Annotated in this window: 8 protein-coding genes; 5 read left to right on the forward strand and 3 right to left on the reverse strand. The window is 63.7% G+C overall.

Annotation, left to right across the window (positions count from 1 at the left end; all coding sequences use genetic code 11):
* Positions 1 to 100 precede the first annotated feature (100 nt).
* The 3 genes from ACI3K3_RS10865 to ACI3K3_RS10875 all read left to right on the forward strand — a co-directional run bounded on the left by ACI3K3_RS10865 (position 101) and on the right by ACI3K3_RS10875 (position 4,107).
* The gene (locus tag ACI3K3_RS10865; RefSeq protein ID WP_404913601.1) at positions 101 to 967 is read left to right on the forward strand and encodes a LysR family transcriptional regulator; all 867 of its coding nucleotides are present in this window, start codon (positions 101 to 103) and stop codon (positions 965 to 967) included.
* Between the two features lie 368 nt (positions 968 to 1,335).
* Positions 1,336 to 3,381, forward strand: coding sequence for a TonB-dependent siderophore receptor (locus ACI3K3_RS10870; protein WP_404913602.1), 2,046 nt, complete (start codon positions 1,336 to 1,338; stop codon positions 3,379 to 3,381).
* 66 nt (positions 3,382 to 3,447) lie between these two features.
* Positions 3,448 to 4,107, forward strand: coding sequence for a response regulator transcription factor (locus tag ACI3K3_RS10875; protein WP_404913603.1), 660 nt, complete (start codon positions 3,448 to 3,450; stop codon positions 4,105 to 4,107).
* 7 nt (positions 4,108 to 4,114) lie between these two features.
* On the opposite strand, the gene ACI3K3_RS10880 is transcribed toward ACI3K3_RS10875, so the two are convergent.
* Positions 4,115 to 5,482 carry a sensor histidine kinase gene (locus ACI3K3_RS10880; protein WP_404913604.1) on the reverse strand — a complete coding sequence of 456 codons (1,368 nt, stop codon included), beginning with the start codon at positions 5,480 to 5,482 and terminating at the stop codon, positions 4,115 to 4,117.
* Between the two features lie 326 nt (positions 5,483 to 5,808).
* On the opposite strand from ACI3K3_RS10880, the gene ACI3K3_RS10885 reads away from it, so the two are divergent.
* Both ACI3K3_RS10885 and ACI3K3_RS10890 read left to right on the forward strand, forming a co-directional pair.
* Entirely contained in the window at positions 5,809 to 6,459 is a 651-nt protein-coding gene (locus tag ACI3K3_RS10885) for a type IV toxin-antitoxin system AbiEi family antitoxin domain-containing protein (RefSeq protein WP_404913605.1), read from the forward strand.
* Between the two features lie 224 nt (positions 6,460 to 6,683).
* A complete protein-coding gene (locus tag ACI3K3_RS10890; protein WP_404913606.1) occupies positions 6,684 to 9,176 on the forward strand; it encodes a TonB-dependent receptor in 2,493 nt (830 codons plus the stop codon).
* Between the two features lie 94 nt (positions 9,177 to 9,270).
* On the opposite strand, the gene ACI3K3_RS10895 is transcribed toward ACI3K3_RS10890, so the two are convergent.
* Together ACI3K3_RS10895 and ACI3K3_RS10900 are read right to left on the reverse strand one after the other, a co-directional pair.
* Positions 9,271 to 10,620: an ATP-binding protein gene (locus ACI3K3_RS10895; protein ID WP_404913607.1), complete on the reverse strand. Its 1,350-nt coding sequence runs from the start codon at positions 10,618 to 10,620 to the stop codon at positions 9,271 to 9,273.
* Positions 10,620 to 11,294, reverse strand: a complete 675-nt coding sequence (locus tag ACI3K3_RS10900) for a response regulator transcription factor (RefSeq protein WP_404913608.1) — start codon at positions 11,292 to 11,294, stop codon at positions 10,620 to 10,622. Before ACI3K3_RS10900 ends, ACI3K3_RS10895 begins: the two co-directional genes overlap by 1 nt.
* Positions 11,295 to 11,297 lie beyond the last annotated feature (3 nt).

Genomic DNA, 11,297 nt, shown 5'->3' on the forward strand with positions numbered 1-11,297 from the left:
CCTCATCCAGCATCTCCCGTGGTTTCATGCCAGGTTAGGATTGTGGCGCGATGTAGTCCAATGCATATTAGGACGCATTTGAATGCATAGGGGTAATGCAATGGATCTCACGAAGCTGCGCCATATCCTTGCCGTCGCGCGAACCGGGAGCTTTTCGCGCGCGGCGCAAGAAGAGCGGATCACCCAGCCTGCGCTGAGCCGCAGCGTTGCCGCCTTCGAGCAGCAGTACGGGCTAGTGCTGTTCGATCGCGGGCGCGGCGGTGTTCGCGCGACTCCTGCCGGTACGCTGGTGATCGAGCACGCGAACGCGCTGCTGGCGGCCTCTGCCGATCTGGAGCGCAGTCTGAGGCTCTATGGCAGCGGCGAAGGCGGCCGGGTCGGCTTCGGAATGGGGCCGCTGCTGGCAAGCCTGTTGTTGCCGGAACTCGGAGAAGCGCTTCTGCGGAACCGGCCGGGCTTGCAGATGACCGCGCTCGTCCGTCCCCCGGAACACCTCATGCCCGAACTCCTGAACGATCGCATAGAGATGATCGTCGGCAACAACTGGCAGATCACCAATGTGCCGGGGACGGAGGCGCGCCATCTCGCAACGCTTCCGCTCGTCATGGCGGTGCGCGCAGGCCACCCGCTTGCAGGTCGGCGTAACCTGACGGCCGCCGATCTCGCGGACTACCCTTCTGCGAGCGCGGTAGAACTTACTGGACGGTTCGGAAGAGGTGGCGCTTTGGTTTGCGATAACTATCACATCTTGCGTGACACTGTACTTCGCACCGACTGCATATGGCTGACTTGCGCAGCGTTCGTAGCGCATGAGTTTGCGAACAACCTGCTGACGCCGCTTTCCATCACCGACCTTGCCCCGATCGATACCGACATCTGGCTGATCGTACGCAAAGGCCGGACGCAATCGCCTGCAGCTTTGGCCGTGACAGACCAGATCGTCGCAATGCTTGCAGCGCTGTCCTGACGCCGCGAACGTCGATTATCCTCAAGCTGGTTCTCTGAAGCTGACAATCGCGAATGTCCCAGGTCAAGTCGAGGGTAGGGTGGCATTGGCCGGTCGCGACCAACTCAAGTCGTTTCGGTGGACATCGGGGGGGCGGTAGCTAGCGGGCGGAAGCCCGACATGAAGGTAGGAATCTGCTGGCGAGTTGACCGTCCCTGGTTCCTTCACGGGAGAACCCGTCGAAAGCGGCTTCGGTCGAAAAGCTGAAAAATCCCGCCGGCGCCAGTTGCAAATGCTTCGCATTTACGCAACACGCTTGCAAAATTCAGCGAGGGTGCGACATGCGGGGACATGGAAAATTGCGGAGCGCGGCACTTTGTGGTGTTGCGGTGGTCAGCGTTCTGCCGGGAGTCGCTCGCGCTCAAACAGCCGAACAACCCGAGGCGACGCGTGCCGAGGACATCGTCGTTACTGCGGACCGGCGTGACAGCTTCAGCGCCGACTTCGTGCAGGCCGGGACGTTCCGGGACGCTCGCCTGCGCGATACGCCGCTTACCGTTGCCGTCCTGACGAAGGATCTGCTGGAGGCGCAGCAGGCCCGCTCGGTGATCGACGCGGTTCGCAACACCCCGGGCGTCACCCAGGCCCAGATCAACAGCGCGATCTACAGCAATCTCGCCATCCGCGGCATCACGCTGAGCAACTTTACGAATGTGCGCTGGAACGGTGTCCTGCCGATCGTCAATCTCGTCGAGCAGCCGATCGAGAGCAAGGATCGCATCGAAGTGCTCAAGGGTGCGGCCGGGCTCTACTACGGCTTTGCCACGCCGTCCGGCATCGTCAACCTGGTGACCGAGCGCCCCCAGGCCGCGCCCGTCAACCGCATCGACTTCCAGGGCGACAGCAACGGATCGCTGGGCGCCAATTTCGATGTCGCGCGGAATTTCGGCACCGCCGGTCTGCGCGTCAATGGCGGCGCCTCGACGGTGGAGACCGGGATCAAGCGCAGCTCCGGTTCGCGGCGCTTTCTTTCAGGCGCGTTCGACTGGCGCCCGCTCGATGGGCTGGAGGTGCTTCTCGACGCCGAATACAACTTCAAGACCGTGACCGAGCCCACCGAGTTCAGCCTGCCTGCCGCCGTGAACGGCACGATCGCCCTTCCTCCCCTGCAGCCCGCGTCCAAGAACCTGGGAGCCTCCTGGATGCAGGGCCGGGGATGGGCAACCAACCTGCTGGCCCGTCTGAACTACGACTTCACGCCGAACTGGCGCGTTTCCCTGGCCGCGGGCCAGTCCTACCTGACGCGCAGCCGTGCCTATTCCTCGTTCGGCGGCTACAATCTCGATACCGGCGACGGCCGCGTCACCGTGGCGATGACCCGCGGCAACGACTACAAGAACGTCATCTATCGCGGTGACATCTCGGGTTCGTTCGAGACCGGCCCCATCAGGCACAATATCCTGATCGGCATTTCCTACTATACGCGCGATAGCAACGTGCCGACCGCGGTGCGCTACAGCTTCGCGCAGAACCTCTACGACCCGGTGGCTATCCCCCAGCAGCCCGCCCCGCCGCGCATCATTGCCAACCCTTCGCGCGCGGAAGACCTGGGCATCTACATCCTCGACCGCGCATCGCTGGGCGATTGGCTCCAGGCGACCGTCGGCTACCGCAAGACCGACTACAGCGACGTCAGCCGCACCTCTAACTACAAGATCAAGCCGGGCACCTGGTCCTACGGCCTGATGGTGAAGCCCGTGTCCTGGGCGAACGTCTACGCGAACTATATCGAGGGCCTGGAGCCCGGCCCGATCGCGCAGCAGATCGCGAGCAACGCGGGTGAAATCCTGCCCGCCGCCGTCAGCAAGCAGAAAGAGGTCGGCATCAAGATCGAGCCGATCCGGGGCGTGTTGATGACGGCAGCCTATTTCCACATCAAACGCCCTTCGGCCTACCTGAACAGCGCCAACCTGTTCGTGCAGGATGCCGAAGCCGTCTACGAAGGCGCGGAATTCAGCATCGTGGGCGAAGTGCTACCGCGGTTGTCGCTCTCGGCAAGCGCGCTTACGCTTGATGCCGCGCAGAAATCCGGCAATGCCGCCGTCGTCGGCAAGATGATCGAAAACGTCTCGAAATTCTCCGGCTCGATCTTCGCCGAATATCGGGTAGCGGCGATCGAGGGCCTGCGTGTTTCGGCGGGCATGTTCCATGTCGGCCGCCGCGCGGTGAACGCGCTCAACCAAGCCTTCGTGCCGGGCTATGAAACCTTCGACCTCGGCGCGAGCTACAGCTTCGACCTTGCCGGCAGCGCCGCGACCCTGCGTCTTTACGGCGAAAACGTCACCGGCAAGCGCTATTGGGCCTCGACCGGGTCGAGCCTGCTGGCACAGGGCTTGCCTGCCAGCGTAAAGATGAGCATCTCGACACGGTTCTGATCCGCAGATCCACGGTGAACTTCGTCCTCCAAAGGGCGCGGCAAAGGGTATTGAAGCGAACAGACGATGCGTATTCTTGTCGTGGAAGACGATCACGCCCTCGCGGCGGAAGTGGCCCGCACGCTGCGGAGCGAGAACTTTGCCGTCGACCTTGCGGTCAATGGCGAGGAAGGGCTGCACCTGGCCACCACGGAAGGGTACGATGCGCTCGTTCTCGATCTGGGACTGGCCCGGATGGATGGCATTTCCCTGCTGCAGAGCTGCCGCGACAAGGGCCTGACTCTCCCCGTCCTGATCCTGACCGCGCGGGATTCCTGGGCCGACAAAGTGGCGGGTTTCCGTGCCGGCGCGGACGACTACATGACCAAGCCGTTCCTGCCGCAGGAACTGACGATGCGCCTGCGCGCGCTGATCCGCCGCGCCAACGGCCATGCGGCAACGCGGCTGGTCTGCGGGCGGCTCGCCTACGACGCTCAGCTGGGCCACTTCGAACTGGACGGCATAGCGCTGCGCGTCACGGCCTTCGAATGGCGCGTCCTCTCTGCGCTCGTGTTGCGCAAGGGCGTGGTGGTGGACCGCCGCGAACTGCTGGAGCGGGCCTACGAATACGACGTGGACTCCGATTCCAATTCGCTGGATGTCATCATCGGCCGGCTGCGGCGCAAGATCGGCGCGGACATGATCGAGACGGTGCGCGGCCGCGGCTATCGCCTCAGGCCGGACTGATTGCTGATCAGCGCGGTAGCGTGAGCACCGCGCAGAGCCCGCCGAGCGTCGATCGCGTCAGCCCCAGCGCCCCACCGTGGAGTTCCGCGAGTTCGCGGGTGATGGACAGGCCGAAGCCGTGACCGTCGCCCCGCTCGTCCAGCCGTTGACCGGGAAGCAGCGCCTGCTCCAACGCAGGGCCGCTCAGTCCCGGGCCATCGTCTTCCACGGCGATGGCGATCGTCCTTTCCTGCTCGGCTGCGGCGATGCGCACGGTCGTTCGCCCCCATTTCGCGGCGTTGTCCAGCAGGTTGCCCAGCATTTCGCTCAGATCCTGGGGATCGCATTTCACCAGCATATCCTGGGGAACGACCGGCTCGAAGGCGATGCCGCGATCCACATAGATCCGCTGGAGGGCATCTACGAGGTCGGCCACGGCAGGAGCAAGCAACAGCGATGGCCGTCCCGGCGCACCGGGAGAGGCCGCGCGGGCACGGCCGAGATGGTGCCGTATGGCGCGGTCGATCTGGCCGACCAGTTCCAGAAGCTCGCCGTCCGGATCGCGCGCGGGATCCCTCAGCTTGATGCTGAGCGTGGCCAGTGGCGTCTTCAGGCTGTGCGCCAGGTTCGCGACGTGTGAGCGCGCCCTGGCCAGCGAGGCCTCGTTCTCGTCCAGCAGGTTGTTCGCCTCCTGCACCAGCGGCCGCAATTCGGCGGGCTGATCTGCCGGGAGGCGCGCAATCCGGCCGCTGCGCACTTGCTCGAAGGAGCGCTTCAGGCGGCCGAGCGGCAGCAGGCCGACCTGCAACTGGAAAATCGATGTCGCCAGCAGGATCACGCTCAGACCGCCGAGAATAAGCAGGACCGGGCGCACGGCCGCCAGGCGCAGCCGCTCATAGACGGCATGGGGCGCCGTCGCGACGATCCTGACGGCGCCGCCGGGGGTCTGCTTCTCCAGCATGCGAACGTAGAGATCGCCGGAGCGCCCGGTGCGCAGCAGTTCCGGCGGTGCGCGGAAATGCCCCTCCCGCCCGCGCGGCCCGTCTTCCCGGAAGTCCAGCGCGCCGATCTGTTCCGTGGAACTGACAGCCTCGCGCGGGGTTTCGATCCGCCATGCCCACCCGCGCCGATATTGCGTGAACGGCCCGATCGCCACCAGCATGTCCCGGTCTACCGAACCGTCCGGCCGCACGCTGCGGGATAGCAGCCCGATCTGGCCGTCCAGGCTCTGGTTGAGGCTGCGCCGGACATATGTGTCGAGCACCGTCTCGACCGAGAGGCTGGCCGCGATGAGGGCGGCAATGGTCAGGACCGTTCCGATCAGAAGCAGCCTGGACCGGATGGACAACCTGGCCAGCGAAGAGGGCACCGATAGCCATCGGGAAGGGATCGACATGAGGAGGGTTTCCGTAACAGACCCAGGTCGATTGCGACGCGCAGGCGCACTTGTCAAAGGGTTCGGCGTCGATGCCTTGCGGTCTGGCACGCACCTTAAACCGAACATGAACGGTTCAGTTCACGTTCGGTCTGGACGCCCTGCGATAGACACTTTCGATGCGAATGCTTCGTTACAATGTTCGGCCGCGGCTCTTGTCCAGGAAGTCCGACGATGCCCAGGCGTTGGATGATGCTCCAGTATCCGAGGCCATCGACCAGGCCACCGCCACTGCGCTGGTTTCTCTGGGATCGCTGGCATTTCGCGAGCGCCGTCTCGTAACGATATTGCGCTGCCTGTCCCGTCCTCGGAAAGCAGCCGCTCCGACGCAGGCCCGTATCCTGGCGGATATCCCAGTTCACGTTCTCGACAGCTTCGAATGGCTGGCGCGCGAAGCGAGAGCTGCGGACATCGAGGTGTTTCCATCTGGCGCGCCACTTATCAGTCGTGACGAGAACACGATCATTCACCGCATCGCGGCGTTGCAACGGCCTTCGCTGTCGCGCGACTGGCACCTTGCCAATGCCTTGCAGCAGGCAATGAATGCCTGCGCCGTCGCGTTGGCAAGCGAAGACCGCCGCCTTCCTGCGCGGGCCATGTTGCTGGAGCGCGATACCTCGCAAAATCCCGCGCTGCGTATCGAATATATCGGCAAGTCGCACTCTGGCCCTGGCTCTGGCTCTCGCGCCCACGACAAACCCTTCCGCCGGCGGGGCAACCTGTGGGACGGCAAGTCGGAACCGCCGCCGGGTTCGTTTCGTGCAAAAGCCCTAGACATCGTCAGACGCCATTCCACCGCGTCCGCGGCCCAGTTCGTGGCGGTCGGCATCACGCACCAACACCTTAGCAAGCTTCACAAGGACGGCTGGGTCGAACGAACCAGCCACGGGATTTACCGATTTCCGCAAAGGCTAGAAAGAGACGAGAACAAGGGCTGACGTCGATATAAGTTCTGCGAATTAATCGCTGAAGGTATAATATTAAATAAAATTTTGCGTCGATGACATCTGCCATTCGACGTATTTGTCGTTCTAATCGCGCCACCGTATTTTATTGTTTAGTTCGCTATTGTTACAAAGAATGAAATTCTGCCTTGCCAGAATCGCAAATCATTCTCATTAGCGCCCTCAGTTGACATGCAATAGCAACATCAGGGGGTTTCGTGTCTCTTTCACGCTTACGTTCCAAGTCCACCACCGTCGCGCCCGCCTATCTGGCGATGAGCTGCCTTGGCCTTGCGGCAACGCCGGCAGCCGCTCAGGAGAACGGCCAGCCTGCTTCGCCGCGACTGGGTGGTGTCACCGTGACCGACACCGCGATCGATGAGGAAAGCTACAAGGCCGACAAGGTCGACTCGCCGAAATACACCGCGCCGCTCGTTGATACGCCGCGCTCGATCACCGTCATTCCGGCGCAAGTGATCAAAGACACCGGCTCGGCCTCCCTGACCGAAGCACTGCGGACTATTCCCGGCATCACGTTCGGCGCGGGCGAGGGCGGCAACCCGCTCGGCGATCGGCCGATCATTCGCGGCTTCGACAGCCAGGCCAGCACTTACCTCGACGGCGTGCGCGACGTAGGCGCCCAGAGCCGGGAAGTCTTCGCGGTGGAGCAGATCGAAGTCGTCAAGGGCTCGGACAGCTCGATGGGCGGCCGGGGCAGCGCCGGCGGCAGTCTTAACCTCGTCTCTAAGCACCCGACCGCCGACCGCTTCATCGCCGCCAGCGGTAGCCTTGGCACCGACGACTACAAGCGCGCCACGCTCGATGTGAACCAGCCGCTCAACGATTTCGTCGGCCTCCGTGTCGCCGCAATGTGGCACGACCAGGACGTTGCCGGACGCGATGCTATCTGGTCCAAGCGCTGGGGCGTGGCGCCCTCGATCAAGCTCGGCCTGAACGGTCCGACCAGCCTGACCGTCAGCTACTATCACCTCGAAACCGACGAACTGCCGGATTCGGGAATTCCTTATCTCTATACTTCCGCCAACGTCCCGGCGGGCATAGCGGAAACCGGCCCGGCCGACCGCTACACGACGATCAGCGGCGTCGATGTCGACCGTCCGCGCGGCGCTTTCTACGGCCTCAAGGACCGCGATTTCCGCAAGACCAATGTCGACAACTTCACTGTCCGCGCCCAGCACGAATTCGACAACGGGCTGACCTTGCGCAACACATCGCGCTATGGCCGCAGCGACCAGAGCTATGTCTGGACCCAGCCGGACGACCAGCAGGGCAACGTCTACGGCGTTCGCAATGCCGCGACGGGCAGGATCACCGAGCCGGGAGGCCAGGTATGGCGCCGCGCCAACACCCGCTACAGCTACGCCGAAGGCCTGATCAACCAGACCGACCTGTTCGGCGAAGTCACGCCCTTCGGCCTGAAGAACAGTTTCGCCGCCAGCTTCGAATGGGCGCGCGAGAAGGCCGCAAACGGCTCTTACGTCTCCAACGCCGCGACCGGCGCCGCAATCGCCACCGGATCGACGCAGAGCCCGCGCTGCAATGCCAGCATGCTGGCGCGCTACAACTGCACCTCGGTCGACAACCCGAATCCGAGCGATCCCTGGGTAAGCTACGCCAGCGACACGTCATCGGCGCTCGCTACGATCGAGCGGAGCCTGCCCAAGACCTGGACGCTTTCGCGCGTTGACAGCTGGGGTGCCTCCCTGTTCGACACGATCACGATCACGGACAACCTGCTGCTTAACCTCGGCGGCCGCTATGACCACTACAAGACCGAAGTGAGCCCCGGCCTGACCGCGACATCCACGGCGAACCGTACGTGGGTGAGCCGCACTGACGACTTGTGGAACTACCAGGCCGGTCTGGTCTTCAAACCTACGGCGGGCAGCAGCATTTACATTTCCACGTCCAGTTCTGCGACGCCTCCCGGCTCGTTCCTGGCGCAGGGCAGCGAAGGCAATGCGCTCAACACGACCGCGCAGGATCTGACGAATGCGCTCAAGGTGGAAAAGACCAAGTCCTACGAAGTCGGCACCAAGTGGAATCTGTTCGGCGACACTCTGGCATTGACGCTCGCAGCCTTCCAGACGCGGACTAAAAATGCCCGCACGACGGGTGAGAACAATACGGTCGTCTTTGCCGGGGACCGCCGCATCCGCGGGGTCGAATTCGGTTTCAACGGCAACATAACGCCCGAATGGAATGTCTTCGGCGGATACACCTACATGGACGCAAAGATCGTTGATGGCGGTGTCACCACGACCACGGGTATCGATACGGCGACGGGCCTGCCGGCCACGGTCTTCGCCCCGGCCGTAAGCACCGGCACACCGTTCCCGAACACGCCGAAGCACAGCTTCACCGCGTTCACGAACTATAACGTGACCTCGCAGTTCACCGTCGGCGGCGGTGCGATGTATACGAGCAAGGTTTACGGCGGCATCCAGGAAGTAGGCGCGCGCAAGATCACCAATGGGCAGATCGTGCTGCCGCCCACACTGGCGCGCATGGTTCCCGGCTACTGGCGTTTCGACGCGAATGCATCGTTCAAGCTCAACGAGATGAACCAGGTTCAGGTCAACGTGCAGAATGTCTTCAACAAGCTGTACTACGACAAGGCCTATACCGCGCATTACGCCAGTCAGGCCGCAGGTCGCACGGCCATTCTGACGCTCAACGCGAAATACTGAGAAATCCGCCTTCGTCGCGGCGATCATCGTCGCGGCAGTGGCCCGCTTTCATCCGAAGGCGGGCCACTGTACTTCATCTCGGCCATACATGAGATCAGGCATCACGCGGCAGGTGCAGCTCCACTACGAAACCGGGTTCGTCGAGGATCGAAACGTTCCCGCCGTGCGCCTCTGCGATCGCTTTGACCATGCTGAGGCCAAGGCCGTGTCCGGCCGTCGAACGCGCCTGCTCTGCGCGCGCGAAGCGATTGAAAAGGCGGTCTCGATCCATGGGGGGCACCCCCGGTCCATCGTCACCCACCACGATGGCGATGCCACCGGACGACGGCCCGGCACGAAGCGCCAAAGTCGTCCCGGGCGGTGTGTGGCTGAGGCCGTTGTCGAGCAAGTTGGCCATGACCTGACTGAGAAGCCGGTGGTCACCCTCAACCCACAGGTCCGGCGCGATGGAACAATTCAGAATGCGCCCGCTGTCCTCGAAATCGGGCGCGTAGCTCTCGGCCATCTTTTCGAGCAGAGCCGTCAGGTCCAAGCGCTGACGCGGCAGTCGCTCGTTCATGCCCTCGATCTCGGCTATGCGCAGCAGGGCAGCGAATATCTCCAGGAGTTCGGCCGCCTGCCTGCGCGCAATTTCGAGATGCGCCGCACGTTGGCTTTCGTGGTGCTCTCCTGCGGCCAGGTCGAGGCTGCCGCAGAGCCGTGTCAGCGGCGTGCGCAGGTCATGAGCGACGTCGCTCGACACCTGACGCAGATTGTCCATCAGCGCCTCGATACGGTTGAGCATGGTGTTGAGCGTGCCGGCCAGCCGGTCGAACTCACTCCCCGATCCATCGCGCGGAACCCGGCGGGCCAGATCGCCGCTGATGATGGCCTGGGCGGTCGCATCGATGCTGTTGAGGCGGCGCTGCGTCAGCCCGCCGATGATCCCGGCCGCCAGTGTGCCGACCGCCAGCATCGCCGCCAACGCTCCGGCGAAGAGGATCGCCAGCGTCCGGTCGATCTCGTCAAGGCTGGCGCGGTCGGCCGCGACGACCAGCGTGCCGCCCGCGACTTTTGTCGTGAGCGCCTGTGCGATTGCGGGTTCGTCCTGCCCCGGCTTGCGGTAGTGAAGGAATTCCTCGAAGCCCGCCTTGGCGGGAACCTTGGCGCGGAGGCTTCCCGCCATGTGCCTGCCGGCATCGTCGACAAGCAGATAGTCCAGGCTTGCCGTTGATCGCGCAGCCTCGCGGCGCGTGATGGCGGCTGCGATGGCAGGCACTCCACGCCGCTGAGCCTCGGCAAGCAATCCTGCCGTTTCGGCTGCTATGCGGTGATTGAGTTGCTGCTCCAGCGCCTCATGCGTGACGCGGTAGGAGAGGGCACCGATGGCCAGGATGGCCGCCGCGAAGACGATGCCGACGATAGCCACCAGTCCGGTCGTGCTTCGCCCCATTTTACGCAGCATCAGGATTCCCGCATCATGTAGCCCGCGCCGCGCACGGTCTCTATCGCATCGCGGTCGAAACCGGCGTTGAGCTTGGAACGCAGGCGGCTCATATGCGTCTCGACTATGTTGGTCCTGGGGTCGAAGTCGAAATCCCACACCCGTTCCAGCAGCATAGTTCGCGTCATCACGCGGCGCGGGTTGCGCATAAGTTCGGCCAGCAGCGTGAACTCGCGGGGCTGAAGGGTCACGCGGCGCCCGCCGCGCGCCACCGTGCGGCGGTCCAGGTCGAGAACGATGTCTCCCACCGTCAACCGGTTTGCATCGACGCGCACTTGCGGGCGGCGGGCGAGGGCATTGATGCGCGCGCTCAGCTCGGAAAAAGCGAAGGGCTTCACCAAGTAATCGTCGGCCCCGGCTTCGAGCCCGCCCACGCGGTCCGCGATCCCGCCGAGCGCCGTCAACATCAGCACCGGCGTGCCGTTTCCGGTGGCGCGCAGCGCCTTGAGCAGCGAAAGTCCGTCCAGCCCCGGCAGCATGCGATCGACGACGATCACATCGAAAGCGCCGTCAGTCGCGTGAAACAGGCCATCGGTGCCGTCGCGTGCGGAAGCCACGGTATGTCCTGCCTCTTCGAGGCCCTTGGCGATGAAGCGCCGTGTCTCTTCGTCATCCTCGACGATCAGGATTCGCATGGC

The organism is Novosphingobium sp. ZW T3_23, assembly GCF_044987305.1.
Classification (GTDB): domain Bacteria; phylum Pseudomonadota; class Alphaproteobacteria; order Sphingomonadales; family Sphingomonadaceae; genus Novosphingobium.